Below are 26,028 nucleotides of genomic sequence, written 5' to 3' on the forward strand. Positions count from 1 at the left end.
GTGACACTTTGCTCAGCAGCGCAGAACGCTTCCTTGCAACCTCAGCTTACCGAGTATAACGGGGTCTTATGAGCGATTGTAACACCTGTGTCGTCCGAAACAGGGCCATCTGTGCTAGCCTGACCGCGGATGAAATCCAGCTGCTGGGACAACTTGGACGCAAGCAACGCGTTGCGCCGGGGCAATCTCTAATTTGGGAGGGCGATGAATCTCTGGTTGTGGCCAATGTGATCGACGGTGTATTCAAGCTAACGGTTAGCAATGTGCAAGGTAAAGAGCAGATTGTTGGTATCGTTTTTCCATCTGATTTTATTGGGCGTCCTTTTGGAGAGCATAGCCCTTACAGCGTTACTGCATTGACCGAGGGTGAGGTTTGTATGTTCACCCGCCAGTCATTCGATAATTTCGCCCGTCAGCATCCCGAGCTGGAGCATAAGCTGCTTCACCGAACGCTGGATGAGCTTGATAATGCGCGCAAGTGGATGCAGCTATTGGGGCAGATGAATGCGGAGCAGAAATTGGCCAATTTCTTGCTTGTCATGTCCAATCGCCTTGCCGGTCAAAGCTGCGCTATTGCTGATCCCTCCGAAGGATATACCTTGCCGTTCGGGCGTCAGCAGATCGCGGATTTACTGGGGCTGACCATTGAGACTGTCAGCCGCCAATTCACCAAAATGCGGGGCAAGGGCATAATCGAACTTCCCAACCGCCGCGACATCTGTATCCGCGACCGCGCTGCGTTAGAGATTTTGGCCGCTTAGCAGTAAACGGAGCTTAGACCGCCGATGAACGAGTGATTTCGTCCGTTGAGGCGTCACTCCGCTATCTCCTGAAATCAATAATTTGACACAGATCAATGTATGGCGGTTTGCCAGCCGCTACGCCCTTCTTGTTTCGATAGGTTTTTGCTTCGAACCAAGGAAGGTAATTTCATGGATGGATTGGTATTAAGGGCAGGCGGATGGCTCGTTCTGGCGATATTTGCGCTGGCGGCATGTGCATTGGCCGTTGATGGGGGATTTGCGGTTCATATGGCAATCATCACCATGGCCTGTTTGATTGGGCTTTGGGTCACATTGAGTAAGGCAGATTATACCGCGATATCGCGCGGTATATTAAGGATGCCCCGAAATGAGGGGATATATGATGATGATCCGATCCGCTGGGGCGTTATCGCCACCGTTTTTTGGGGGATGGCGGGTTTTTTGGCTGGCCTGTATATAGCGTTGCAGCTGGCATTTCCGGTTCTAAACCTCAATCTTGAATATACCACTTTTGGCCGATTAAGGCCGCTGCATACCTCCGCCGTTATTTTTGCATTTGGAGGGAATGCACTAATAGCGTCGAGCTTTTATGTGGTGCAGCGGACCTGCCGGGCGAGGCTAGCCTTCCCGAGCCTCGCTCGGTTTGTTTTCTGGGGTTATCAGCTGTTTATTATTTTGGCGGCGACCGGTTACCTGATGGGTATCACTGAAGCCAAGGAATATGCCGAGCCCGAATGGTATGTCGATCTATGGCTTACCATCGTTTGGGTCGCCTATCTTATCGTGTTTGTCGGCACCATTATCAAACGGAAAGAGCCACATATTTACGTGGCCAACTGGTTCTACCTGTCATTCATTCTGACCGTTGCGATGTTGCATATCGTCAACAATTTGTCGATGCCAGCCAGCCTATTGGGCTCCAAAAGCTATGCCGCTTTTGCCGGGGTTCAAGATGCGCTGACACAGTGGTGGTATGGACATAATGCGGTCGGCTTCTTTCTGACTGCCGGCTTTTTGGCGATGATGTATTATTTTGTGCCAAAACAGGCTGAACGGCCGGTCTATAGCTATCGTCTGTCGATCATCCATTTCTGGAGCTTGATCTTTCTCTATATCTGGGCAGGGCCGCACCATCTGCACTATTCTGCTCTGCCCGATTGGGCCCAGACTCTTGGCATGGTATTCTCCATTATCCTGTGGATGCCCAGCTGGGGCGGGATGATCAACGGATTGATGACGCTCAACGGCGCATGGGACAAAATTCGCACCGATCCCATTATCCGTATGATGGTCATGGCGCTCGCTTTCTATGGCATGAGCACGTTTGAAGGGCCGATGATGTCGATTAAGGCGGTCAATAGCCTGTCACATTATACCGACTGGACCATTGGGCACGTTCACTCCGGTGCTTTGGGTTGGAACGGGATGATTACCTTCGCCGTCATCTATTATCTCGTCCCGCGCCTGTGGGGCCGGGAGCGCCTCTATTCGCTACGGATGATCAACTGGCATTTTTGGTGCGCAACGATTGGCATCGTATTTTATGCCGCATCTATGTGGGTGGCCGGTATTACCCAGGGCCTGATGTGGCGCGAATATGGAGCCGATGGCTATTTGGTCAACAGCTTCGTCGATACCGTCGTTGCACTGCACCCCATGTATCTGGTCCGCGCAATTGGCGGCGGGCTGTATCTCGCTGGCGCGGTCATCATGGTTATCAACGTCTGGAAAACTATCGCGGGCAGGCCGCTGCGTGCTGAGCGGTCGATGACTGAAACACCCTATAACGCTCAGGCTGACCGTCCGCTGGTCGCTGTCCCTGCCGAATAAGGAGAATTGATAATGGCAAAGATGGAGAAAAGCGAAAGCCGGTTCAGCCACAAAAAACTGGAACGCAATGTTACCTTGCTCGGGCTGTTTGCTCTGATAGCTGTGGTGATTGGCGGGATTGTCGAAATAGCGCCGCTATTTTGGATCAAATCCACAGTCGAAAAAGTTGATGGGATGCGGCCATATACGCCGCTGGAACTGGCTGGCCGTAATATTTATATGCGCGAAGGCTGCTACGTTTGTCATAGCCAGATGATCCGCCCATTTCGCGACGAGGTTGAGCGTTATGGCCATTATAGCTTGGCTGCGGAAAGCATGTATGACCATCCATTCCAATGGGGTTCCAAAAGGACTGGGCCGGATTTGGCGCGCGTCGGTGGCCGTTATTCCGATGAATGGCACAAAGCACATTTGATCAATCCGCGCGATGTCGTACCCGAAAGCATCATGCCGCCTTATGCCTTTTTGGCTGAGCGCGATCTTGAGGCGGGCGATATGCGAGCCCATTTGACGGCACTTTCGCGCGTTGGTGTGCCGTATAGCAAGGCGGCGATTGCCGCGGCCAATGACGATCTGAAATCACAAGCAGACCCGGATGCCGCCGGCGATGTCGCGAAGCGTTATGCGAAAGCTCAGATCAGGGATTTCGATGGCAATCCATCGCGCCTGACCGAAATGGATGCGCTGATCGCCTATCTGCAAATGCTGGGGACGTTGGTCGATGTGGAAAAAGCAAAGGCGCAGCAACCGCTCGACGGGAAGCTGACGGTAAAGGGAGGCGAATGATGGACTATAACAGCCTGCGCCATTTTGCAGACAGTTGGGGGCTACTCGCAATGCTCATATTATTCGGTGTTTTTATCGGTTGGACTTTCCGGAAAGGCGCGAATGAAAAGCACGAAGACGCCGCGCAGATGATTTTCAAGGATGAAGATGATGTCAGATAATATGCGTGTTGATGAAGCAACGGGGACCGATTTCGTTGGCCATGAATGGGACGGTATCGAAGAATTGGATACGCCGCTGCCGCGTTGGTGGCTGTGGACATTTTACCTCACCATCATCTGGGGCATTGTTTACGTTGTGCTCTATCCCGCTTGGCCAATGGTCAGCGGCGCTACAGAGGGTATATTGGGGTGGAGCAGCCGCGGCCAATTGCAAGCAGAATTACAGGCCGAAGAAAAACGGCGCGCGCCGATTATGGCGTCATTATCCGCGATCCCGATTGAAGCTTTGCCAGCCAATAACGAATTGATGCAGCGGGCGATTTCCGGGGGTGCAGCGGCATTTAAAGTGCATTGCGTGCAATGCCACGGATCGGGTGGTGCAGGATCCAAAGGCTATCCCAATTTGAATGACGATGATTGGCTATGGGGCGGCAATATTGCTGATATAAATTACACATTAACCCATGGGATCCGCAATCCTGACCATGAAGCAACGCGCTTTTCGCAAATGCCTGCATTCGGGGAGATATTAAGCGGAGCCGATATTGACGCAGTGACGAGCCATGTGCTGAGCCTGTCGGGTAAATCAAGGGGCAATGCGCAGGGGGCGGAAATATTCTCCCAAAATTGTGCCGTTTGTCATGGGCCAGCGGGCAAAGGTGATCGGAAACAGGGCGCGCCTAACCTGACCGATGGTATTTGGCTTTTTGGCGGTACAGAAAGCGATATTCAGATGACGATCGCAAATAGCCGTCAAGGCGTCATGCCGCGTTGGAATGATAAGCTTGACCCCGTCACTATCAAGATGCTGGCGGCCTATGTCTGGTCACGCGGTGGCGGCGAACAAATGCCAGTGCTGGCAACCAGAAGCCCATTGACCAAAGAAAGTGCAGAGGGCGATGTCGCAGCTCAGTGAACTTGCTGGCCTTGGCAGCCCGCTCTATGAGGCCCGGAAAGGTGTTTATCCCAAAGCGGTGGATGGCTTTTTCCGGCGTTTCAAATGGGCGATTATGGCTATCACCCTCGCGATTTACTATGTGACGCCTTGGATACGCTGGGATCGTGGTCCTTATGCTCCCAATCAGGCAGTGTTGATCGATCTTGCAAATCGCCGTTTCTATATGTTCCAGATAGAGATTTGGCCGCATGAATTTTATTATGTCGCAGGCCTGCTCATCATGGCCGGAATTGGTCTGTTTCTGGTCACCAGTGCGGTCGGACGTGCCTGGTGCGGTTACAGCTGCCCGCAGACGGTGTGGACCGATTTGTTCCAACATGTCGATCGTTTCATCGACGGCGACCGTAATGCCCAGATACGCCTTGCCAATGCACCCTGGTCTGCCGGCAAACTGACAAAGCGGGCTTTCAAATACGGGATATATCTATTCATCGCTTTTTGGACCGGCGGCGCGTGGATCATGTATTTTGCCGATGCGCCGACATTGGTGGTCGATTTCTGGACCGGAAACGCTGCGCCGGCCGCTTATATTACCGTTGCGATTTTGACAGCTACAACATTTATCTTTGGCGGTTTCATGCGCGAACAAGTGTGCATCTATATGTGCCCATGGCCGCGCATACAAACCGCGATGATGGATGAAAAATCATTGCTCGTGACCTATAAGGATTGGCGCGGCGAACCGCGCGGCAGTGTGAAAAAAGCGGAAAAAAATCCCAGTGATTTTGGCGACTGTATCGACTGCAATCAATGCGTAGCCGTTTGCCCGACGGGAATCGACATTCGGGAAGGTCCGCAAATAGGCTGCATCACTTGCGCGCTATGTATCGATGCGTGTGACAGCGTGATGGCACAGGTCGGACGTCCGCGCGGCCTCATCGATTATTGCACACTGGACGATGCGGAAGCGGAAAAAAAAGGCGAAAAGCCGCAGGGCGCGATGAAAACGCTGCTGCGTCCGCGCACATTTATTTATTTGGGGCTTTGGAGCGCGATTGGCCTTGGAATGCTGTTTGTTTTGGGCAGCCGGACTCGGCTTGATCTTGCGGCGGAGCATGACCGCAATCCGGTTTTCGTGCAGCTATCCGACGGATCGGTCCGTAACAGCTATACCGTTAAAATTCGCAATATGGAAACACGCCCGCGCACCGTCCGCTTGTCCCTCGATCAGCTTAAGGGCGGCGAGATGTGGACCGAAGGAAGCAGCCGAAGCCAAGCCGGTCGATCAACCACTGTTGAGGTGGCGCCCGATAGTATTCACAAATTGCGGCTGTTTGTTGCTGCTCCGGGTGCCAATATTGCCCGCGAGGAGTTCGCTTTGTCTGTGGCAGGCAGCGGCGCGTCCGGGGAACAGCAAGGCGACCGTGACACGTTGATTTTCGAAAGGCCGGATGAACAATGACCCCAAAACGCTCACCGACAGAAATTGGCCGTTTTAACGGACGCCATATGACGATGATCCTAATCGTATTTTTCGGCATCATCATGGCGGTTAATTTCACCATGGCCCGTCTGGCTGTCACTGGTTTTTCAGGGACCGTGGTGGATAATAGCTATGTCGCGAGCCAGAATTTTAACAGCTGGCTCAATGCCGCTGACGCGCAAGAAAAACTGGGCTGGACCGTGCAAGTCAAAAGGCGCGTTGATGGCCGTTTGCAGGTTGAGGTGAGCGACCGGAGCGGACCGTTATCGGCGGCGAAGCTATCGGCTGTCGCGGTGCATCCATTAGGGCAGAAGCAATCCGTCTCAATCGATTTTGAACCCAGCACTCAAGGTGATTTTCTAAGCAGTCGCCCGCTGCCGCTTGGCCGGTGGCAACTGGCCCTCACTATAACGAAAGCAGGGCAAAGCGCACATATATTGAAAGACCTACGTTGAACGCTGTCGCCGCCTTTGATCATGTTCAGCAAAACATTGTGCGGGACGAATTTTCTGTTCCCGATATCCGCTGCGCCGGCTGTATATCAAAGCTTGAAAATGGATTGCCCCATCATCGCGGCATAATGGCGGCACGGGTCAACTTCACGCTAAAACGCGTCACATTGGATCATGATGCCGCACTCACCATGCCCGATATGCTGGGTGCATTTTTGGAGCTTGGATTTGAAGCACATCCGCTTTCTGAGGCATTTGGTGAGCAACATAATGAAGACAGCCGAACGTTGATGAAAGCCATGGCTGTGGCCGGTTTTGCGATGATGAATATCATGCTGCTGTCGGTTTCGATCTGGTCCGGCGCAGCGGGCATTACGCGCGATTTATTCCATTGGATTTCCGCGCTGATTGCGTTGCCAACCGTCGTTTATTCGGGCCGACCTTTTTTCCGTTCCTCATGGACGGCGCTGCGCCACCGGCAGACGAATATGGATGTCCCGATCACCATTGGCGTTTTTCTGGCCACTGGGCTTAGCCTATATGAAACCGCTACGGGCGGCGCCCATGCCTATTTTGACGGTGCGGTGATGTTGCTCTTTTTCCTTCTGGTTGGGCGCTATCTTGATAGTATCATGCGTGACCGCGCGCGCGACGGTGTGACTTCTCTGCTTAAAAATATGGGAACAGGGGCCATGGTGCTGCGCCAAGATGGCAGCGCCCATTGGACCGAAAGCACCGCGTTGAAACCGGCAATGATAATGCTCGTCGCAGCTGGTGAGCGATTTGCCGCCGATGGCAAAATTATCGAAGGCCACAGCCAGATTGATAAAGCGCTGCTGACCGGAGAAAGTAAGCCGGAAACCGCCGAGCCAGGCGCAGCTGTTTTTGCCGGAACACTGAACGTGGGTAGCCCGGTAAAAGTAGAAATAACAGCAGCAGGTGCCGACACCGCGCTTGCCGATATTGCCCGGCTTATGGGGGATGCGGCTCAGGGCAAATCACGCTATGTTCGAATTGCCGACCGTGCGGCGCGGCTCTATGCGCCTGCGGTGCACAGCCTTGCATTGCTGTCCTTTGCCGGATGGATGCTGGCAGACGCGGGCTGGCATCACAGTTTGTTGATCGCGGTAGCGGTGCTAATCATTACGTGTCCTTGTGCGCTTGGCCTAGCGGTTCCGGCTGCACAAATTGTTGCATCGGGTTCGCTGCTGCGCCGGGGCGTGCTCGTTAAAGATGGGAGCGCGCTGGAACGTCTATCGGAAATTGACCGCATATATTTTGACAAAACCGGCACGTTAACGCTGGGCCAGCCCGTTCTGCAGAATGCAGAGATATTGGACGCAGATGCAACATCCATCGCAATTGCCCTTGCACGCTCCAGCCGCCATCCGCTGAGCAAGACGATGGTTGCTACGCTGGATAATGGCGACATTAAAGCAGCATCTGTTGGCCAGTTGTCTGAAATAGCCGGAGAGGGGGTTTGTGGTCAATATGGCGGTCAGCTGGTTTCCCTGGGCCGGCCCACAAGCGCCGTCGACGGAGATATATTGGCAGCTCAGCTGAATATCGGGGATGACCAATATACACTGAAATTCGCCGATGCACTGCGCCCCGATGCGCAGCAAACAATTGCTCAGTTAAAAGCACAGGGTTTTGCGCCATCGATATTATCGGGCGACCGCACGGCCGCCGTTACCTCAATTGCCAATCGGCTGAACATAACCGCAAAAACGCAATTGCGCCCGGAAGAAAAGCTCGCCATTTTGAATCAGCAACAATCGGCGGGGCACCGGGTGTTGATGGTTGGTGACGGGCTGAATGACGGCCCCGCTCTTGCCGCTGGCCACGCGTCTATGGCACCTGCTAGCGCCAGCGATGCGGGCAAAAATGCCGCTGACCTTGTGTGGATGGGGGACAGCTTAATGCCCGTCATTGATGCGATTTCCATGGCCCGCCGCTGTCAACAAATCGTGCGGCAGAATTTCGCGCTCGCCATTGGATATAATATTATCGCGGTGCCGCTGGCGATAATGGGTTTTGTCACTCCGTTAATTGCCGCGATTGCTATGTCGGGCTCTTCGCTGATCGTGGTCGGTAACGCGTTAAGGCTGAAAAGGACTTTTCGGTGAACGGCCTGATCCTCTTAATCCCAATAGCGTTGGGGCTTGGCTTAACGGGTCTGGCGGCATTTTTTTGGGCTTTGCGTAATGGTCAGTTTGATGACCCGGATGGATCGGCCCTGCGCATTCTGCTCGACGACGAAGATCACGATAAGGATAAGGAATAAGCATGCGATCCTACATATCAATCATAGCGTCGGCAGCGTTGATTTTCCCTGTTCTTCCAATGCAGACGGCGGGTTCACAAATTCTATTGGCAAGCTGCGGAGATTTGCCGCCGGTCGCAATCGATGTTCCGGCAAAAAAGGATGCGCCGCCAAGCGGGCATGATTGCTGTAAGAATGCCTGCCATGCTGCTGGTGACCGCAAGAAGAAAGGAAAAGCCGATGGCTGTTGCTGAACATGTGAAAACACCTGCTATCGCTTCTGCAACTGGACGCAGTGACTGGCCGTATATTCCCGATTTATTGACACAGCCGGTGCCGCGCTACACCAGCTACCCTCCGGCTACCGCTTTTCATCCTGCGATTGCGGCACCCGAATATCAACAGGCGTTGAATGACATCGCGCCTGCAACCGAAGTTTCAATCTATATCCATATTCCCTTTTGCCAGCAAATCTGCTGGTACTGCGGATGCAACACCGGCGCGGCGGGACGAAAGGAACGGCTGGACGCCTATATATCCGCATTGGAATCGGAATTGTCGGCGGTGGCGGCAATTTTGGGCGGGCGCGTTCGGGTACGCCATATCGCCTTTGGCGGGGGTAGCCCCAATGCTATTGAACCTGTGCAATTCGTCAGGCTTGCTGACCGTATCACAACCTTGTTCGATGCTACCGATCCGGCGATCTCGGTTGAAATTGATCCGCGCAGTTTCACTATGGAATGGGCTCTGGCGCTCGCCGCCTGTAAAGTGTCGAGGGTCAGCCTAGGCGTTCAAACCCTGTCGCCGCATGTGCAATCGGCGATAGGCCGGGTTCAGCCAGCCGAGTTGATCGAAAGCTGTGTGGCGGCGCTGCGTCTGCGCGGGATTGGTGATATCAATTTTGACCTCATGTACGGCCTTCCGCATCAACAGCTTGCCGATTTGGAAGATACGATTGACCAAGCAGCGGCCATGCTACCGTCACGGATTGCCCTATTCGGATATGCGCATTTGCCGCAGATGATCCCGCGTCAACGACGCATTGACGGCAATCTGCTTCCCGATTTGAACGACCGGTTTTTGCAGGCGCAGTTGGGATATAATAAGCTTATCAATATGGGCTATGTGCCTGTGGGCTTTGACCATTTCGCGCTACCCGAGGACAGTTTGGCGATCGCAGCGGAAAAAGGAAATGTCCGCCGCAATTTTCAAGGCTTCACTGAGGATGCTTGCCAAATACTCCTCGGATTTGGTGCCAGCGCGATTAGCCAATTTCCAGACCTGATTGTTCAGAATGAAAAAAATGTCGGCAGATATCGGGAACTGATCAACGGCGGACAGCTGCCAATCGCGCAGGGGGTCAGCTTATCTGATGCCGACAAGAAAACGGCCCAAAAAATCGAACATTTACTCTGCAACCTGAACACCGATCTCAACGGGTTACAGCTTTCCAGTGAACAGAATGCGCGGCTCGCTGAATTTTGCCGATTGGGGCTAATCAAACAAAATGAAGCAAGCCTCCATATTACAGAAAGCGGTCGCCATTATAGCCGCTATATCGCGCAAGCGTTGACGTGAGGACTATATTGCACAGCGACAACCGGGCACGAGATAATTGGGGCCCCAACTCCTGATTAAATTTTCCTGACAATCCGCCACTAATAGGCTGTCTGGTTGCAGCCTATACACATTAAATCGAGCTATTAAAATTCCCGGTGGCGACCGAGCGGAATGCCATGCTCGGCAACCCGATTATTAGATGATGCGACTGCATCAGCATCGTCCTTACGCCACTGCGCGGCCTTCTTTTTGGCAATTTCTCGGACGAGCCCAAACTCGCACGCTCGCTATGTATTGATCCCATCTGCTTGGCCTCAGTCAGTGTAACCGGATCAAGCGAGATATTCGCAGCCTGGCGCGGAGCATTATGTTTTATGCGCATAAAATATGCGCTTACCGGTCGCTCACCACGAAGGAAACGCTAATCGGATGGACAGTTAAGCCATCGTCGGATCCATATACAATTTTCCCTTGCTCGCCGTTGGTCACAAGCATTTTTGGATTTAGGCTGTAACTATATCCCGCCGCTGCAGTGAAATTTATCGCGCTGTTAAAAGCGATGGCATTGTTGCTTGTGGGGGCGGCGCTGAAATCCATGCTGAACGCGGTGCCATCTGGCTTTTGAAGCACGATCTTGGAATTTTCACCCGCTTTGACGAGCATTCGCGGCTCTGCCAATATTGTACCGCCATGCTCGATTTTCATCGTGACACTGTATGAATTTAACGATGGATCGGCCATCAGCGACGACGAAGAGGTAACGAGCGCAATCGCCGCGCATATTTGCAATAATTTCATAATCTTTCCTTTCGCGATAAAGGTAATCCTCACCGACGCTTGTGTAAACATTTTATGGTTAATACGGGGTAAACGGGTTTGCCGCTTTATTTACGCGATGAGGAGTTGCTGGATGAATAGATACTCGTTATATTAAACTGTGTTATCTTGGATCAGTTCAGGATGACGCGGCTGGGGATTTGGCGGATAACTGTCCACCGGCACCTGCCTAAAACTCTGCCGCCACATCCATCAGCTTTGTTACGCTTTTCGGTGCGACGGCTCGCCAACTGCGTTCTAGCCATTCGCGCACATGGTCCCAATCAACGCCCGGGCGGTTGAGGCGTAATCCGACCCAGCCAGATGCGCCGTAAAAGGCTGGTTTCCAGTACATATCCGGCTGCTGTTCACATAGCGTTTCCAGCTCGTCCATACCGCCGGTTTTGACCAGCACGCCGATGGCGTCGCTGCCGTGATGCTGATCCGCGAAATAGGCAAAATATTTGCCGGTCTTTTCGCTGCCGACCCGAAATCCCGGTGAGCCGTGGCTGGTGCGGGCGTGGGTTTCGGGCAGGGCGAGCGCCAACGCCTCCACCTTTGCCAGCAACCAATCGGGATTGTCATAGCGGCTGACATAATCGGACAATATTGTGGGATAAAGTTGATGCTCCGCAAATTTCACCCGCGCGGCCAGCGTATCGGCGCTGTCGCCGGGGATGATTGCGACGGACATCTGCCCCAATATCGGCCCGTCATCCAGCTCTGCCGTGACCAGATGTACCGATGCGCCGCCATGGCTGTCGCCTGCGGCAAGGGCGCGTTCATGGGTATGTAGCCCCTTATATTTGGGCAGCAACGATGGGTGGATATTCAGCATCCGGCCTTCCCACTGGGCCACAAATTCGGGCGTCAATATCCGCATATATCCGGCCAGCGCGACATATTCCGCGTCCGCCGCGCGGATCGCTTCGTCCATCACCGCGTCATGCGCGGCGCGCTCCATGCCTTTATGCGGATGGGCAAAGGTCGCTATCCCTTCAGCCTTGGCCAGTTGCAAACCCGCCGCCGCTGGATCATTACTCCCCACCAGCACGACCTCGTAGGGGCACTCGGGATGCTTTGCCGCATACAGCAACGCGGCCATATTGGTGCCGCTGCCTGAAATCAGGATGGCGACTTTGGCCCGCGAGGGGGCTTTAGCCATGATGCACCGCGCTCCAATCGGCCCGGGCGCTCCATGTTTCCGCGCTGCCCGATACGGTGCAGCCTTTTGGACCTGCGCCGATATGACCGACGCGGTGGACAATCTCGCCCGCGTGTTCCAGCGCCGCCGTTACGGCGGCAACGTCGGTTTCTGCCACGGCGATCACCATGCCAACACCGCAGTTGAAGGTCCGCGCCATTTCTTCGGGCTCGATATTACCCTGCGCCTGAAGAAAGGCCATCAGGCGCGGTTGTTCCCAAGCGCCGGCATCGATAAAGGCATGCAGGTTACCGGGCAAAATGCGCGGCAGATTTTCCAGCAACCCGCCGCCGGTAATATGTGCCATGGCATGAACCAGACCACTGCGCACCAACGGCAGCAGCGATTTGACGTAGATTTTGGTGGGTGCCATCAATGCGTCGATCAGCAAGATGTCTGGATCGAACAGGGCGGGGCGGTTCAGTTTCCAACCCTTATCCGCCGCCAGCCTGCGCACCAGAGAGAAGCCGTTGCTATGCACGCCCGACGAGGCAAGGCCCAGCAGCACATCGCCTTCCGCTATTTTATCGGCGGTTAGGACATCGCCGCGCTCAACCGCGCCGACGCAAAATCCGGCCAGGTCATAATCATCATCGGCATACATGCCCGGCATCTCGGCCGTCTCTCCGCCGATCAGTGCGCAGCCCGCCATCCTGCAGCCCTCGGCTATCCCTGCGACCACAGCGGTGGCGACATCGTTATCCAGCTTTCCGGTGGCATAATAATCGAGGAAGAATAGCGGCTCTGCGCCTTGAACGATCAAATCATTGACGCACATCGCGACCAGATCGATACCAACGCCGTCATGGCGGCCCGACTCAATGGCCAGTTTTAGCTTCGTTCCCACTCCATCATTGGCGGCGACCAGCAATGGATCGTTAAATCCCGCAGCTTTCAAATCAAAAAAACCGCCAAATCCGCCAAGGTCTGCATCAGCCCCGGCGCGGCGCGTTGCCTTGGCCAGCGGAGCGATTGCGCGGACCAGCGCGTTTCCGGCGTCAATGGATACACCTGCCTTGGCATAGGTATACGATTCGGCTTGATCATTTTTATCGGTCATTTTTACGCTGCTAGCGAGAAGGGACTTGGATTTCCATGCCAATGTCGCCAAAAGGCGGGGTAATGAAGAAAAGTCTGTCGAAAACTGGCCGCATATTGGCCATTGCCGCCCCGGTTGCGCTGCTTGCTAGTGCGGTATTGCTCGCGCAAATTGAGGGGCCAAAGCGAGGAATCGCGCCGATCGCCAGCACCGGTGACTTTGAAGTCGAAGGCATAGAGGTAGAGGGCAAAGGCGACAATGCCGAGGAGGCCCGGCGCGACGGGTGGGAACAGGCGCAGCGGCTTGCCTGGGAAAAATTGTGGCAGAAAAATCGCGGCGGCAGCGGCGGCGGTATATCCGATTCGGTGCTAGACGGGATTGTGTCGGCCATTGTGGTCGAAGAAGAACAAATCGGACCGCGCCGCTATGTCGCGCGGCTAGGCGTTGTATTTGACCGTGCCCGCGCTGGTCAGATTTTGGGCGTGCGCGGGGTGACAAGCAAATCTGCACCGTTGATGATCCTGCCAGTGATGATCGACGGCGGCGCGCCGATCGTGTATGAACAGCGCAACGCATGGCAAAATGCTTGGGCCAAATTCCGGACATCAGAAAGCCGGATCGATTATATCCGGCCCAGCGGTGCGGGCGGCGAATCGCTTTTGCTGAATGCAGGGCAGGTTGACCGGCGCAGCCGCATCTGGTGGCGGACAATATTGGAACAATTTGGCGCGGCCGATGTGATCATGCCTATTGTGCGGATCGAGCGGTCGTGGCCCGGCGGCCCGGTCAAGGGCATATTCAGCGCCCGCTACGGCCCCGACAATAAATATCTAAGCAGCTTCACTCTGCAAGTCAGTGACAGCAAAGGCATTCCCGGCATGATGGCGCAGGGCGTGCAGCGGCTGGACGGTATCTACCAGTCAGCACTGGCCGCCGGGCGGCTGCGTTCGGAAAGCTCATTGGTGTTTGAATCCGATTTGATTGAAGAAGAGGATTTGGAAAAACCCGCTCCGCCGCCGACCACTGAACCATCGCCCGGTGATGGTGAAGCAGCGACGCTGCAAACTGAACCGCTGGATGTATTGGACCGAGCGGTGCGTGACATTAGCGGTCAAGCTGCGCCCACACCTGCGCCAGCGCCACCGCCGCAAAACCGGCTTACGCCAACGCCTGCACCTCCGCCGCGTCCTGCACCGGCACCCGCTCGCCCTGCGCCCAATCCGCCGCAACAGCCCAATGGCAACTGACCGGACCGATCCCAATGGGCCAACGGACAGATGAAACGCCAAATTGCCTTGCCCTTGGACGAGCTGCGCCCGGGTGCGTCTTCCAGCCTGATCCTGACCCCATCCAACGCACATATCGCGGCGGCACTTGGGCGATATGGCGATTGGCCGGGACGGTGCGCTATTTTGGTCGGGCCAGCGCGATCAGGTAAAAGCCTATTCGCCCGCTATTTCAAGGGGCAATCAGGCGGTATTATCGTTGAAGACGCCGATAGCGTTGGCGAAGAAAAATTATTCAACGCATGGAACCGCGCACAGGAAGAGGCGCGGGCGCTATTGCTGCTATCGCGTTTTGCGCCGGCCGATTGGCATATTGCGCTTCCCGATTTACGGTCACGCTTGGGTGCGGCGCTGCTGCTGCAAATCGCGCCGCCCGATGACGAGCTGGTCGGCCATTTGATCCAAAAACATCTTGCCGACCGAGGAACAGCGATAGGGACAGAAGCGCTCGCCTATGTCACTCGGCGGATTGACCGCAGCTATAGCGCAATTGAGAGCTTCGCACGGGAAGCCAATGCGATGGCATTGGCAGAGGGCGGTCCGGTCAATCTGAAGCGAGTAAAGCAGATTTTGAACGGTGAGGAGCGGTGAAAGCGTGACCGGTTTGTCAACGGTGATCTAATGTCTATTGAGGTTCGAACAGCAATGACGCTGTAAATCATAAATTCGTCATTCCCGCGCAAGCGGGAATCTATCACCCGATAGCTAATTTTGAGCTAGGTTGGTAGTTTATACCGACAGCTTCGGTGACGGACTCTAACTATCCCCGCTGCTGGTGCGGGTCATTTTCAGTTTTCCGTCGACTACGGCAAAGGCCATGCGCCCCTCAACCAGATCGAGCGCGTCGCTGCCAAATTGTTCGAATCGCCATCCGGTCAGCAGCGCCAATCCCTCTCGTTCGCCGCCCGCTAGCCTCTCCATCTCATCCGATTTGGCGATCAGACGCGAGGCGACATTTATCTCACGCGAACGAATTTTCAGCAACAGTTTGAGCAGATCAGCAACCAAAGCGCCTTCTTTACCATTGGTGCCGCCACGTTCGCGTTCGGGCATATCGGCGCGGGACAGCGGTTTGGCGCCCGCTATCGCGCTCATCAACCGGTCGCCAATTTCATTGTCTCGCCAAGCAGCTGACAGCCCGCGAACTTTCGCCAGATCGCTTTGCGCTTTTGGCGGGTGAGCCGCAATATCGGCGAGTGTTTCATCCTTCATTATGCGCCCGCGCGGGATATTTTTATGCCGTGCCTCCCGTTCCCGCCAAGCGGCCAAGGCTTGCAGCCGTCCAAGCACATCGGGTTTGCGTGATTGTATCTTTACCCGCTGCCACGCTTTGTCAGGATCGTTCCGGTAATTTTCCGCGTCCGAAATGCGCTCCATTTCTTCATTCAACCATTTGCCGCGATTAAGCTCCCGAAGTTTATCGAGCATTTTGGGGAATATGTCTGCCAAATGCGTAACATCGGCGATGGCATAGTCCAGTTGCCGCTTATCGAGCGGCCTCCGCGACCAATCGGTAAAACGCGCGCCTTTATCCAGCTTTATCCCCAGCCAAAGGTCAACAAGGTTGGAATATCCAATCTGTTCACCCTGTCCCAGTGCCATTGCGGCAATTTGTGTGTCGAACATCGGATGCGGGGTGTTGCCGGTCATGTTGAAGAAAATTTCAATATCCTGCCCGCCGGCATGAAAGACTTTGAGCACATCTTCATTATTGGTCAGAAGATCGAGCATCGGCCTTAAATCGATGTTATTTGCTTTGGGGTCGACGGCGGCAGCTTCCTTTCCATCGGACAGCTGAACCAAGCATAAATCGGGATAATACGTGTTTTCCCGCATAAATTCGGTGTCAACAATGACAAAGGGCGACTGCGACAGCCGGGCGCATAATTCGGCAAGCTGACCGCTATCAGTGATAAGTGGATGAATCTTCATAGGCCAACCCTTTAGCAGCCAATCTAATCTTGACAAATAACGCAATGGCCTGTGTAGCGCGGCGTTCAACACATTCCTTATATTTATCCACGGATTTTTACGTCATGCACGCCTATCGTACCCATAATTGCGCAGAATTGCGCGCATCGAATGTCGGTGAACAGGTCCGCCTGTCGGGATGGGTGCACCGCAAACGGGATTTGGGCGGCGTCCTGTTCGTCGATTTGCGCGACCATTTTGGCATTACGCAAATTGTTCCGCCCATCGGATCAAAGGCATTTGAGATACTCGACAAGATGCGCAGCGAGTCGGTGGTGACAATCACCGGTGAAGTGCTCGCCCGCGATGCTGAAACCGTGAACAGCGACTTAGCGACCGGAGAGATTGAGGTGAAAGCCATGGAGGTGTCGGTGCAATCGGCCACCGGTGATTTGCCGATGCCCGTGTTTGGTGATGCCGAATATCCAGAGGAAACGCGGCTGAAATATCGTTATCTCGACCTGCGCCGTGAACGGCTTCATAATAACATCATCCTACGTTCCAACGTCATCGCTTCGCTGCGCCGCCGGATGATTGACCAAGGCTTTACCGAGTTCCAAACCCCGATCCTAACCGCCAGCAGTCCCGAAGGCGCGCGGGATTATCTGGTTCCCAGCCGCGTTCACCCCGGCAAATTCTATGCCCTGCCGCAAGCACCGCAAATGTTCAAACAGCTGTTGATGGTAGCTGGCTTTGACCGCTATTTTCAAATTGCTCCTTGTTTCCGCGACGAAGACGCCCGCGCCGATCGCAGTCCCGGTGAATTTTATCAGCTCGATTTTGAAATGAGCTTTGTCACGCAGGATGATGTCTTCGCCGCAATTGAACCGGTGCTACACGGCGTATTTGAAGAATTCGCCAATGGCCGCAAAGTCAGCGCCGCTCCTTTTCCGCGTATTCCTTACCGCGAATCCATGCTGAAATATGGCAGCGACAAACCTGATTTGCGCAACCCCATCATCATCCATGACGTTGGCAGCCATTTTGTCCAATCCGGTTTTGGCCTGTTTGAACGGATCGTTGGCGAAGGCGGCGTAGTGCGCGCTATTCCGGCGCCGGGCACCGCAGAAAAAAGCCGTAAATTCTTCGACGATATGAATGAATGGGCGCGCAGCGAAGGACACGCCGGTCTGGGCTATGTCACGCGCAAGGGCGGAGAGTTTGGCGGGCCTATTGCGAAAAATCACGGTGAAGCGGGCATGACTGCGCTTTATGATGCCATGGGACTTGGCCCCGATGACGGCTGTTTCTTTGCCGCTGGTAAAGAAGGGCAAGCCGTCAAGCTCGCTGGTGCCGCCCGCACCCGCGTCGCGGAACAGTTGGAGTTGATTGACGAAAATGTCTTCGAATTTTGCTGGATCGTTGATTTCCCGATGTTCGAATATGACGAAGAAGCCAAAAAGGTCGATTTCAGCCACAATCCTTTCTCCATGCCGCAGGGTGAGATGGAGGCGCTCGAAAGCAAAGACCCGCTTGATATTCTCGCCTATCAATATGACATTGTCTGTAACGGCGTTGAGCTATCCTCTGGTGCAATCCGGAATCACCGGCCCGAAATCATGTATAAAGCCTTTGAAATTGCCGGCTATTCGCAGGCCGATGTTGATGAGAATTTCTCTGGCATGATCAATGCGTTCAAATTGGGTGCACCGCCGCATGGTGGTTCGGCCCCCGGAGTAGACCGGATCGTCATGCTCCTTGCCAATGAGCCCAATATTCGCGAAGTCATCGTTTTCCCAATGAACCAAAAAGCGGAAGATTTGATGATGAGCGCGCCGGGTCCCGTAACCGCGAAACAGCTGCGCGAACTTAACCTGCGCGTGGTCGAACCTCCGAAAGAATAAGCCGCCTTTTTATGCCATTTAGGGACAGGGGCAATGATGCCCTTGCTCCCTTGGCGTATCTTCGGCAAAGCTGCGCATCATGACGATCAACCTATCCGATTATGAAACGGGCGCGGCCTACAATGGCAATGCGAATAAGCGGCTTAAAAAGCTCCAGAAGCGGCTTGCGGAGCTGCAATCGCTGCATATTTTGCATGGGTGCCGTACGCTCATCGTTATGGAAGGATGGGACGCGGCGGGTAAAGGCGGCGCGATTAAGCGCCTGACTGGATATTGGGATCCGCGCTATTTTGAAGTATATCCGATCAGTGCGCCGACTGCCGAGGAAAAGGCAAAGCATTTTCTATGGCGTTTTTGGAATAAGCTGCCGGGACCAAAGGAAATTCATATCTGGGACCGCAGCCATTATGGCCGGGTACTGGTCGAGCGGGTCGAAGGATTTTGCAGCGAGGCCGACTGGCGGCGCGGCTATGACGAGATTAACGAGTTTGAATCGCAGCAAGTGGAAATTGGCACGAAGCTGATCAAAATTTTCCTCCATGTCACGCAAGAAACGCAGGACCGCGTTTTGAAAGAGCGGCTGAGAACGCCAAGCAAAAGGTGGAAAGTTACCGAAGAAGATTTCCGCAACCGCGCAAAACGAGATGACTATTTGGCGGCGATTGGCGAGATGTTTGCGCAGACCGATACGCGCTGGGCCCCGTGGAAGATATTTGACGCCAATGACCAAGAAGCAACGCGGATAGCCGTGCTGGAATATGTCATTGCGGAGTTGGAAGCCCATGTGCCGCCAGAGTTTCCGGAGTTGAACGCAGATATTAAAAAGCTGGCGAAAAAAGCGTTTAAGGGCGAATAGGCCGTTGCTGCAGTCGGTGCCAGCAGTTCGCCGTTATTCAGGATAGCGGATCGCGATAACTTCCCATTCCTTTGTCCCTGACGGCAGGGTAACTATACGCAGATCACCAATTTCTGCTTTGCGCAGGGCGCGGGCCAGCGGGCTATTCCACCCAATTCGGCCCGCTCCCGCATCGGCTTCATCATCACCCACGATGGTCACGGAACGCTGATTGTCATCTTCGTCGGCCAGTGTGACGGTCGCGCCGAAATAGATGCGCGCTTTGTCGGGTTGCTCGGCCGGATCGATGATATTGGCGGCCTTCATCCGTTTCGACAAATGCCGCACTTCGCGGTCAATTTCGCGCAGGCGTTTTTTGCCATATTGATAGTCGCCATTTTCGCTGCGGTCGCCGTTACCCGCCGCCCAGCTGACAATCTCAACCAGCTTTGGCCGTTCGTCTTCGAACAGCGTCTTGTAACGCGCCTGAAGCGCGGCATAGCCCGCAGGCGTGATCGGCACGCTACGTTCGGCGAGCTTTTGTTCGGGACGAAGCCGGATCAATGTGGATCAGCCCGGCGCCGACTTACCCAGATAGACGCTGAGCGGCATCGTCGCAGTCACCTCTGCTCGGTCCGGATTTTGCAAGTCATACATCACCGCATTTTCGAGCACGCGCTGCACATAATTTTTGGTTTCATAAATGGGGATACGCTCAATCCATTCCAATATACCAATTTGGCCCGTGCGCGGGTCGCCATTGGCCCGCAGCCATTTATTCACATTACCCGGCCCAGCGTTGTAAGCGGCAACGGCAAGCGGGTAGCTGCCGCCATAATAGCGGAGCATGGATTTGATATAGGTCGAACCCAAACGGATATTATAATCCGTATCGGTGGTGAGCGCCGCGCGGCTGTAGCTCATCGAAATCCGGCCCGATGTCTCGCGCGCTGTACCCGGCATCAATTGCATCAACCCGCGCGCGCCAGCGTGGCTGATGGCTTCGCGGTCAAATTGGCTTTCCTGCCGCGTAATAGCATGGATCAGGGTGAAGTTATCCCGTTCCTCGGGCGGAATGCTGATGACGGGAAAGGCATGGGCGATCAAATTGCTGTGGCTGTCCACCCGTGCATTGCGGCCTGCCATAACGGCAAGGTCCGGACGGCCAATGGCCCGTGATAGCGAGATGGCGTCGATATAATCGGCCTCACTTTCAGCGCCGTTGGCAATAGCCCGCAGGAACAGCGATTGTTCCTGATGGCTGCCTAAAGTGCCAGCAAGGCGTGCCGCCTGGAATACCGAAGAATCATTTTTTGTGGGCACCGCCGGGATCTGCGCGCCGGTAATGACCTTGGGCAGGCGGCGGCCAAGCGCTTCGTTCGACAATTGGCCGTAAAATTGATCCACATATTCGGCTGCTTCGTCAAAATAGGCATTGGCCAACTCTGTTTGGCCCGCTTTTTTCGCAGCAGCGCCAGCCCAATATAAGCCCTTGGTCCGGGTTTGCGGGGATTTGGCGGCCTTGCCATAACGGTCAAACATGCCAATGGCATCTTGCGGACGATTTAATTTGAAATAGGCTGTCATACCGGCAAGCCAGGTCAGACTGGTATAATCATCACGCACACCCAGTTCTTGTTCAACCACTGCTACCCCTGCGGGGATGCCGTCATCAACCTTGGATGCAATTTTATAGGCGGTGTCATACTGGCCGTCATTTTCGGCTTCGCGTGCAAGGGTCAGCAGGACTTCATACCATTCCTCGGCATCGGTTGGCGGCACGGCCAGCGCAGAACGGTTGGCCAGCATTTCGCGCGCGGTCCACCCACTGCCGCTACTGCGCAGAGACATGGCGCGTTCGGCCAAGACACCGGCGTCGGCACCTGCGGCGGCACCGGCATTGGTCAGCAAACTGTCGGCCTCAGGCGATTTGGATTTAATGGCAAGCCGCGCGGCGAATAACGGCCTGCGCTGCGGCGATGTATAGGGTAGGGTGCGTTCCGCCGCTCGGGTGGCTTTGGCCCATAACAGCTTATCAACCCGGGCATCATGATCGTCAGGGGTCAGCTTTCCGGCCATGATGCTTAGCAAACGTGCCTCATCATCATCGGTCAGCGGACCACCGCGCCATGCTTTCTGTCCCCAAAGCGCGGCCTTGTCTTTGTCACCCGATGCGTGGAGTGCAATCGCATATTTGGCGCGGCCGGTGTTGGTCACAGGGGGCAGGCGGTCGAAATAGGCGACGGTCTGACTGGGGGAATAGCTGTTGAGATCGATTGCTTGTTCCGCATTTTTGCGCATCCCATTGCTGCCCGGCCAATCGGGATAGGTCATCAGAAAGCCGGCATATTCGCCAAAGCTGTAATTGCCCGACGCGCTGAGCGTGCGCCAACGCTGCAACGCGGCGGGGATGCTGCCATTGCTGGGATCAACCTGCGCGGTCGGGACGGTAATCTGTCCGGTGCCTGTGCCTGCTGTCCATTCAATAGCCTGATCATTTTGCAGCGCATTGGCAGGTGACGTGCTCGCAATGGAGACAGGGATAATGAGGGCGGTAGTGGCAAAGAGATGTTTTATCATGCTGGACATATTAGGTCGTGTATCCTTATCAGGCGCTGAACAATAACTATATGGTGAAGATATACGCTTTGCTTTGATTCTTATCGAGGAATAAATCCATGTTTTCCGGATCGATACCGGCTCTAGTGACTCCTTTTTGCGACGGAGCGTTTAGCGAGAAGCATTTTCGCACGCTCGTTGATTGGCAAATTGAACAGGGCAGCAGTGCGCTTGTCCCCTGCGGCACCACGGGCGAAAGCTCTACCTTGTCCAATGCCGAACATCACCGCGTCATCGAAATATGCGTCGAGCAGGCGGCAGGCCGCGTGCCGGTGATTGCTGGATGCGGGTCGAATGACACCACCAATGCACTGCTGCATTTGAATTTCAGCAAGAAATGCGGCGCGGCTGCGGGGCTTGTCGTGGCGCCCTATTATAATCGGCCCAATCAGGACGGGATCTACGCGCATTTCAAAATGCTAACCGAAAAGAATGATCTGCCCTTAATTCTCTACAACGTGCCTGCGCGGACGGTGACGGACATTAAACCTGAAACAGTGGCGGAGCTGGCGAAGCTGCCGACGGTTGCAGGGATTAAGGATGCGAGCGGCGATTTAAGCCGGATAACCGAGCATAGGCTCGATTGCGGCACCGATTTTTGCCTGTTGTCGGGCGTGGACGAGCTGTCGCTGGCCTTTAACGCGGCGGGCGGCGTTGGCGCGATTTCAGTGACGGCCAATGTCGCACCGAAATTATGTGCAGAATTTCAAGCGGCCTGTGCAAGCGGTGATTATGATTTGGCACGTGATCTGAATGACCGGCTCTACCCCCTTCATAAAGCGTTATTTTCTGATGCGTCACCCGGGCCGATTAAATATGCCATGTCGCGAGTCATAACCGGCTTTCCAACCGAGCTGCGCCTACCCATGACACCGCCCAGCGAGGCAAGTTGCAACCTGGTCGATGCCGCGCTGGAGAATGCAGGTCTAATTTAATGGCGCGTCCCCAACATGGTACATTTGACAAGGTAAAAACGGTCGCTGAAAACCGGCGGGCGCGGTATGACTTTTTCATCGACGAAACTTTTGAAGCGGGCATTGCGCTGACCGGGACCGAAGTAAAGTCGCTGCGCTTTGGCGAAGGCACGATTGCGGAAAGCTATGCCGAAGTAAAAAATGGCGAGGTGTTCCTGATCAATGCCAACGTCCCTGAATTCAGCCATGGCAACAGGTTTAATCATGAACCGAAAAGGCCGCGCAAATTGTTGCTAAACGGCCGTGAAATAAACCGGATTTATGCCGCAGTCATGCGCAAGGGTATGACATTGGTTCCGCTATCTATCTATTTCAACGGACGCGGCCGGGCAAAGGTTGAATTGGCGCTGGCCAAGGGTAAGAAAGCGCCGGATAAGCGCGCCACCGAAAAAGCGCGCGATTGGAAGCGCGAGCAAGGACGGCTGCTGCGTGAAAAAGGATAAGGCAAAAAAAACATGGCTTGACCGCAACTTGCCGACCCGCGAGGGTTTAGCGGAAAATAAATATCTAAAGCCATTTTCCAATCGGTTTCTGCGATCCGAATTGTGGCGGTTTACCCGTCGTTCGGTCCCGCGCGGTGTCGCACTGGGGCTGTTTTCAGCCTTCATCGTTCCGGTGGGGCAGATATTTTTGGCGGCCTTTATGGCGTTGCCATTACGGGCCAATGTGCCAGTTGCGGTGCTGACCACATTTATCACCAACCCGCTGACCTTTCCCTTTTGGTTTTATGTCGCAAACCAAATTGGAGGCTTTGTCATGCGGGTGGAGCAACTGACAGGTGAGCCGATGGTGCCCGCGGGCGGGAGTGGCCGATGGGAATGGTTTGCGTGGCTGGCGCAGGAGGCGGGGCTAACTGCGATCGGGCTGGTGATGCTCGCCATAGTTAGCTCTGCGATCGGCTATTTTGTGTCCTCTTGGCTATGGGACGCGCGCATTCGAACCAAGCGGGCACGTCGCCGGTCGAAACTGCTTGCGGCTCGTAGAGAAAAACAGCTGTGATATTGAAATTTTGTTACACAGGCTTAACGCAATAAGACTCAAGGGGAGCATTAATGAAAATCGCAACCAAATTCGCATTGGCCGGTGCCGTATCTTTATGGGCATTGTCCGCATCCGCGATCGCGCAGGATGCCAGCAGTGGGCCTGCGGCCTCGGCATCTCCGGCTGATACCGAGGAAGCGGCGAAAGCGGCCCGCGCTGCGGCTTATTCGCCCGATAAGGATGGGCCTGTGCTCGGTAGCTATGGTTTTGACAGCGCCGGCATGGATACCAGCGCCGCACCGGGTGAAAATTTCTACCGCTATGCCAATGGCAAATGGCTGGACGATACAGCGATCCCATCGGACAAATCCAATTATGGGATGTTTACGGTGCTTGCCGACCTGTCAAATGACCGTGTCCGCGAAGTGTTGGAAGAAGAACGCAATATCGAAACCAGCAAGGCGGGCGCGGTATATGACAGCTATTTGAATGCTGATTTGGTGGAAGAGCTGGGAATGGCCCCGGTTAATCCTTGGCTCGATAGCATCCGCGGCGCGCAGAATAAAATTGCATTGCAGCAATTGATACCGGTTGCCGCCCGCAACGGCGTTGGCAGCGTTTTTGGCGGCTATGTAGGTCAAGATGACAAGGACCCCGATAATTACATCCTCAGCATTTACCAAAGCGGAACAGGCCTGCCGGACCGGGATATGTATCTCGTTGAAAATGAGAAATTTGCCGATATTCGCGCCGCTTATAAGGTATATCTGGCCGATATGCTGGCACTGGCAGGCGAAGAAAACACCATTGCCCGGGCTGAGGCAATCTTCGCGTTCGAAAAATCGGTTGCCGAGGTGCAATGGACCCGTGAAGATAGTTCGGATTCCACCAAAACCTATAATAAAATGACCCTAGCAGAGCTGGACGACATGGCATGGGGCATGGACATGACAGCGATATTGAAGGCGAGCAGCCTGAAAATTGACCATGTCATTGTTGCGCAGCCGAGCGCCATTAAGGGCATCGCCAAGTTATTTGCCGAGGCCGATCTGGGCGTGCTGAAAGATCAGATGCTCGTGAACAGTCTGCGCAGCTTTGCCAATGTTCTGCCGGACAAGGTTGCAGACCGGAATTTTGCTTTTTACGGCACCAAGCTGAGCGGTACGCCTGAACGCGAGGCTCGCTGGAAACGCGGCGTAGGCTTTACTGAAGGCGTAGTAGGAGAAGATGTCGGCAAAAGCTATGCCGAGCGGTTCTTCCCTGCAGAAACCAAGGCGGAGATGAAAAAGCTGGTGGACAATGTCCTTGCCGCCATGGGCCGCCGCATCGAAGGGTTAAGCTGGATGCAGCCCGCAACGAAAGCGAAGGCACGGCAGAAGCTGGCCAATTTCACCACGAAAATCGGCTATCCCGACCAATGGCGCGATTATAGCGCGCTAGAGGTGCGCCGCGATGACCTGTTCGGCAATATGATCCGGTCGAATAATTTTGACTATGATGACAATATGGCAAAGCTCGGTTCGCCCATTCGCCGCTGGGAATGGGGCATGTTGCCTCAAACCGTCAACGCCTATGCCAATTTCAGCATGAATGAAATCGTCTTTCCCGCCGCGATATTGCAGGCGCCTTTCTTTGATCCAAAAGCCGATGCAGCGGTGAATTATGGCGGGATCGGTGCGGTCATTGGGCACGAGATTAGCCATCATTTCGACGATCAGGGCGCAAAATATGACGAGAAAGGGCGGCTGTCCGATTGGTGGACGCCGAGCGATGTGAAAGCTTTTGAAGCGGCCGGAAAAAAGCTGATTGCGCAATATGATGCTTATGAAATTTTCCCCGGAGCCTTTGTCAAAGGGGAATATACGCTAGGCGAAAACATTGGCGATCTTGCTGGATTGACCATTGCCTATGACGCCTACCGCGCGTCATTGAACGGAGCAGAAGCGCCCGTGATCGATGGAATGACGGGCGATCAGCGCTTTTTCCTGAGCTGGGCACAGGTTTGGCGGCGCAAATATCGCGACGCCGAATTGCAGCGCCGCCTGATCACCGATTCGCACAGCCCGTCGGAACAGCGTGCATGGGTGGTGCGAAACCTTGACAAATGGTATGATGCGTTCAATCCGGAAAAAGATGATAAGTTGTTTCTGAATCCTGAAGACAGGGTTCGTATCTGGTAAAGAATAGGAGTTACATTGTCCGGTCCATCCGCGCCTTCACAGTTGCAGCTATTTGGCGGGGAGGGGCCGGAGGCTCCTG

The 26,028-nt window shown here is 54.6% G+C and carries 24 protein-coding genes and 1 pseudogene; 18 read left to right on the forward strand and 7 right to left on the reverse strand.

The window, feature by feature from the left end; genetic code table 11:
• Positions 1-68 precede the first annotated feature (68 nt).
• The 10 genes from ACFOWX_RS05470 to hemN all read left to right on the forward strand — a co-directional run bounded on the left by ACFOWX_RS05470 (position 69) and on the right by hemN (position 10,218).
• Positions 69-761 (forward strand): Crp/Fnr family transcriptional regulator, encoded by a 693-nt coding sequence (locus tag ACFOWX_RS05470; RefSeq protein ID WP_381422083.1) that lies wholly within the window; start codon positions 69-71, stop codon positions 759-761.
• A gap of 171 nt (positions 762-932) precedes the next feature.
• Positions 933-2,594, forward strand: coding sequence for a cytochrome-c oxidase, cbb3-type subunit I (ccoN, locus tag ACFOWX_RS05475; protein WP_381422085.1), 1,662 nt, complete (start codon positions 933-935; stop codon positions 2,592-2,594).
• Positions 2,595-2,615: 21 nt separating this feature from the next.
• On the forward strand, positions 2,616-3,380 hold the full coding sequence (gene ccoO / locus ACFOWX_RS05480; RefSeq protein WP_381424926.1) for a cytochrome-c oxidase, cbb3-type subunit II: 765 nt from the start codon (positions 2,616-2,618) through the stop codon (positions 3,378-3,380).
• Complete coding sequence (locus ACFOWX_RS05485) at positions 3,377-3,541, forward strand: cbb3-type cytochrome c oxidase subunit 3 (RefSeq protein ID WP_381422087.1); 165 nt, start codon at positions 3,377-3,379, stop codon at positions 3,539-3,541. The genes ccoO and ACFOWX_RS05485 overlap by 4 nt, the downstream gene beginning before the upstream one ends.
• A complete protein-coding gene (ccoP, locus tag ACFOWX_RS05490; protein ID WP_381424927.1) occupies positions 3,531-4,457 on the forward strand; it encodes a cytochrome-c oxidase, cbb3-type subunit III in 927 nt (308 codons plus the stop codon). Before ACFOWX_RS05485 ends, ccoP begins: the two co-directional genes overlap by 11 nt.
• On the forward strand, positions 4,441-5,901 hold the full coding sequence (ccoG, locus tag ACFOWX_RS05495; RefSeq protein WP_381422089.1) for a cytochrome c oxidase accessory protein CcoG: 1,461 nt from the start codon (positions 4,441-4,443) through the stop codon (positions 5,899-5,901). The genes ccoP and ccoG overlap by 17 nt, the downstream gene beginning before the upstream one ends.
• On the forward strand, positions 5,898-6,377 hold the full coding sequence (locus ACFOWX_RS05500) for a FixH family protein (RefSeq protein WP_381422091.1): 480 nt from the start codon (positions 5,898-5,900) through the stop codon (positions 6,375-6,377). The genes ccoG and ACFOWX_RS05500 overlap by 4 nt, the downstream gene beginning before the upstream one ends.
• Positions 6,378-6,565: 188 nt before the next feature.
• The gene (locus tag ACFOWX_RS05505; protein ID WP_381424930.1) at positions 6,566-8,503 is read left to right on the forward strand and encodes a copper-translocating P-type ATPase; all 1,938 of its coding nucleotides are present in this window, start codon (positions 6,566-6,568) and stop codon (positions 8,501-8,503) included.
• The gene (ccoS, locus tag ACFOWX_RS05510; protein ID WP_381422093.1) at positions 8,500-8,661 is read left to right on the forward strand and encodes a cbb3-type cytochrome oxidase assembly protein CcoS; all 162 of its coding nucleotides are present in this window, start codon (positions 8,500-8,502) and stop codon (positions 8,659-8,661) included. The genes ACFOWX_RS05505 and ccoS overlap by 4 nt, the downstream gene beginning before the upstream one ends.
• A 219-nt stretch (positions 8,662-8,880) precedes the next feature.
• The gene (gene hemN / locus ACFOWX_RS05515) at positions 8,881-10,218 is read left to right on the forward strand and encodes an oxygen-independent coproporphyrinogen III oxidase (RefSeq protein ID WP_381422095.1); all 1,338 of its coding nucleotides are present in this window, start codon (positions 8,881-8,883) and stop codon (positions 10,216-10,218) included.
• 125 nt (positions 10,219-10,343) lie between these two features.
• On the opposite strand, the pseudogene ACFOWX_RS05520 reads toward hemN, so the two are convergent.
• From ACFOWX_RS05520 to purM, 4 genes and pseudogenes are all read right to left on the reverse strand, one after another.
• Positions 10,344-10,472 (reverse strand): annotated as a pseudogene (locus tag ACFOWX_RS05520) (type II toxin-antitoxin system CcdA family antitoxin); the annotation flags it as partial.
• Between the two features lie 121 nt (positions 10,473-10,593).
• Positions 10,594-10,998, reverse strand: a complete 405-nt coding sequence (locus tag ACFOWX_RS05525) for a hypothetical protein (protein WP_381422097.1) — start codon at positions 10,996-10,998, stop codon at positions 10,594-10,596.
• A 208-nt stretch (positions 10,999-11,206) separates the two neighbouring features.
• Positions 11,207-12,181 (reverse strand): phosphoribosylglycinamide formyltransferase, encoded by a 975-nt coding sequence (gene purN, locus ACFOWX_RS05530; RefSeq protein ID WP_381422099.1) that lies wholly within the window; start codon positions 12,179-12,181, stop codon positions 11,207-11,209.
• Positions 12,174-13,280 (reverse strand): phosphoribosylformylglycinamidine cyclo-ligase, encoded by a 1,107-nt coding sequence (gene purM / locus ACFOWX_RS05535; RefSeq protein WP_381422101.1) that lies wholly within the window; start codon positions 13,278-13,280, stop codon positions 12,174-12,176. Before purM ends, purN begins: the two co-directional genes overlap by 8 nt.
• 62 nt (positions 13,281-13,342) lie before the next feature.
• On the opposite strand from purM, the gene ACFOWX_RS05540 reads away from it, so the two are divergent.
• Complete coding sequence (locus ACFOWX_RS05540) at positions 13,343-14,506, forward strand: heavy-metal-associated domain-containing protein (protein WP_381422103.1); 1,164 nt, start codon at positions 13,343-13,345, stop codon at positions 14,504-14,506.
• Between the two features lie 30 nt (positions 14,507-14,536).
• Positions 14,537-15,136, forward strand: coding sequence for an ATPase (locus ACFOWX_RS05545; protein WP_381422105.1), 600 nt, complete (start codon positions 14,537-14,539; stop codon positions 15,134-15,136).
• Positions 15,137-15,301: 165 nt separating this feature from the next.
• Here the strand turns inward: ACFOWX_RS05545 and rnd are convergent, their stop codons facing one another.
• Positions 15,302-16,477, reverse strand: a complete 1,176-nt coding sequence (rnd, locus tag ACFOWX_RS05550) for a ribonuclease D (RefSeq protein WP_381422107.1) — start codon at positions 16,475-16,477, stop codon at positions 15,302-15,304.
• 104 nt (positions 16,478-16,581) lie between these two features.
• Between rnd and aspS the strand changes: the two genes are divergently transcribed.
• On the forward strand, positions 16,582-18,360 hold the full coding sequence (gene aspS / locus ACFOWX_RS05555; RefSeq protein WP_381422109.1) for an aspartate--tRNA ligase: 1,779 nt from the start codon (positions 16,582-16,584) through the stop codon (positions 18,358-18,360).
• A 79-nt stretch (positions 18,361-18,439) separates the two neighbouring features.
• Positions 18,440-19,216 carry a polyphosphate kinase 2 family protein gene (locus ACFOWX_RS05560; RefSeq protein ID WP_381422110.1) on the forward strand — a complete coding sequence of 259 codons (777 nt, stop codon included), beginning with the start codon at positions 18,440-18,442 and terminating at the stop codon, positions 19,214-19,216.
• 33 nt (positions 19,217-19,249) lie between these two features.
• Here ACFOWX_RS05560 and greB read toward each other — a convergent pair whose 3' ends face one another.
• Positions 19,250-19,759 (reverse strand): transcription elongation factor GreB, encoded by a 510-nt coding sequence (gene greB / locus ACFOWX_RS05565; RefSeq protein ID WP_381422112.1) that lies wholly within the window; start codon positions 19,757-19,759, stop codon positions 19,250-19,252.
• Positions 19,760-19,765: 6 nt separating this feature from the next.
• Entirely contained in the window at positions 19,766-21,784 is a 2,019-nt protein-coding gene (locus ACFOWX_RS05570) for a lytic transglycosylase domain-containing protein (protein ID WP_381422114.1), read from the reverse strand.
• An 89-nt stretch (positions 21,785-21,873) separates the two neighbouring features.
• Here ACFOWX_RS05570 and dapA point away from each other — a divergent pair, with 89 nt between their 5' ends.
• Genes dapA through ACFOWX_RS05590 form a run of 4 tightly spaced genes read left to right on the forward strand, consistent with a single transcriptional unit; the run spans position 21,874 to position 25,949 of the window.
• Positions 21,874-22,749 carry a 4-hydroxy-tetrahydrodipicolinate synthase gene (gene dapA, locus ACFOWX_RS05575; protein WP_381422115.1) on the forward strand — a complete coding sequence of 292 codons (876 nt, stop codon included), beginning with the start codon at positions 21,874-21,876 and terminating at the stop codon, positions 22,747-22,749.
• On the forward strand, positions 22,749-23,231 hold the full coding sequence (gene smpB / locus ACFOWX_RS05580) for an SsrA-binding protein SmpB (protein WP_381422116.1): 483 nt from the start codon (positions 22,749-22,751) through the stop codon (positions 23,229-23,231). Before dapA ends, smpB begins: the two co-directional genes overlap by 1 nt.
• Positions 23,218-23,787: a DUF2062 domain-containing protein gene (locus ACFOWX_RS05585; protein ID WP_381422118.1), complete on the forward strand. Its 570-nt coding sequence runs from the start codon at positions 23,218-23,220 to the stop codon at positions 23,785-23,787. The genes smpB and ACFOWX_RS05585 overlap by 14 nt, the downstream gene beginning before the upstream one ends.
• Before the next feature lie 53 nt (positions 23,788-23,840).
• Positions 23,841-25,949, forward strand: a complete 2,109-nt coding sequence (locus ACFOWX_RS05590) for a M13 family metallopeptidase (protein WP_381422120.1) — start codon at positions 23,841-23,843, stop codon at positions 25,947-25,949.
• The last annotated feature ends 79 nt before the right edge of the window (positions 25,950-26,028 follow it).

Source organism: Sphingorhabdus arenilitoris (assembly GCF_042651485.1).
GTDB classification, from domain to species: Bacteria; Pseudomonadota; Alphaproteobacteria; order Sphingomonadales; family Sphingomonadaceae; genus Sphingorhabdus_B; species Sphingorhabdus_B arenilitoris.

Excerpts from the sequence above, each read along its gene's own strand:
- ACFOWX_RS05470 (WP_381422083.1), top strand. The coding sequence starts at position 69 with ATGAGCGATTGTAACACCTGTGTCGTCCGAAACAGGGCCATCTGTGCT.
- ccoN (WP_381422085.1), top strand. The coding sequence starts at position 933 with ATGGATGGATTGGTATTAAGGGCAGGCGGATGGCTCGTTCTGGCGATA.
- ccoO (WP_381424926.1), top strand. The coding sequence starts at position 2,616 with ATGGAGAAAAGCGAAAGCCGGTTCAGCCACAAAAAACTGGAACGCAAT.
- ACFOWX_RS05485 (WP_381422087.1), top strand. The coding sequence starts at position 3,377 with ATGATGGACTATAACAGCCTGCGCCATTTTGCAGACAGTTGGGGGCTA.
- ccoP (WP_381424927.1), top strand. The coding sequence starts at position 3,531 with ATGTCAGATAATATGCGTGTTGATGAAGCAACGGGGACCGATTTCGTT.
- ccoG (WP_381422089.1), top strand. The coding sequence starts at position 4,441 with ATGTCGCAGCTCAGTGAACTTGCTGGCCTTGGCAGCCCGCTCTATGAG.
- ACFOWX_RS05500 (WP_381422091.1), top strand. The coding sequence starts at position 5,898 with ATGACCCCAAAACGCTCACCGACAGAAATTGGCCGTTTTAACGGACGC.
- ACFOWX_RS05505 (WP_381424930.1), top strand. The coding sequence starts at position 6,566 with ATGCCCGATATGCTGGGTGCATTTTTGGAGCTTGGATTTGAAGCACAT.
- hemN (WP_381422095.1), top strand. The coding sequence starts at position 8,881 with ATGGCTGTTGCTGAACATGTGAAAACACCTGCTATCGCTTCTGCAACT.
- ACFOWX_RS05525 (WP_381422097.1), bottom strand. The coding sequence starts at position 10,998 with ATGAAATTATTGCAAATATGCGCGGCGATTGCGCTCGTTACCTCTTCG.
- purN (WP_381422099.1), bottom strand. The coding sequence starts at position 12,181 with ATGGCTAAAGCCCCCTCGCGGGCCAAAGTCGCCATCCTGATTTCAGGC.
- purM (WP_381422101.1), bottom strand. The coding sequence starts at position 13,280 with ATGACCGATAAAAATGATCAAGCCGAATCGTATACCTATGCCAAGGCA.
- ACFOWX_RS05540 (WP_381422103.1), top strand. The coding sequence starts at position 13,343 with ATGAAGAAAAGTCTGTCGAAAACTGGCCGCATATTGGCCATTGCCGCC.
- ACFOWX_RS05545 (WP_381422105.1), top strand. The coding sequence starts at position 14,537 with ATGAAACGCCAAATTGCCTTGCCCTTGGACGAGCTGCGCCCGGGTGCG.
- rnd (WP_381422107.1), bottom strand. The coding sequence starts at position 16,477 with ATGAAGATTCATCCACTTATCACTGATAGCGGTCAGCTTGCCGAATTA.
- aspS (WP_381422109.1), top strand. The coding sequence starts at position 16,582 with ATGCACGCCTATCGTACCCATAATTGCGCAGAATTGCGCGCATCGAAT.
- ACFOWX_RS05560 (WP_381422110.1), top strand. The coding sequence starts at position 18,440 with ATGACGATCAACCTATCCGATTATGAAACGGGCGCGGCCTACAATGGC.
- ACFOWX_RS05570 (WP_381422114.1), bottom strand. The coding sequence starts at position 21,784 with ATGTCCAGCATGATAAAACATCTCTTTGCCACTACCGCCCTCATTATC.
- dapA (WP_381422115.1), top strand. The coding sequence starts at position 21,874 with ATGTTTTCCGGATCGATACCGGCTCTAGTGACTCCTTTTTGCGACGGA.
- smpB (WP_381422116.1), top strand. The coding sequence starts at position 22,749 with ATGGCGCGTCCCCAACATGGTACATTTGACAAGGTAAAAACGGTCGCT.
- ACFOWX_RS05590 (WP_381422120.1), top strand. The coding sequence starts at position 23,841 with ATGAAAATCGCAACCAAATTCGCATTGGCCGGTGCCGTATCTTTATGG.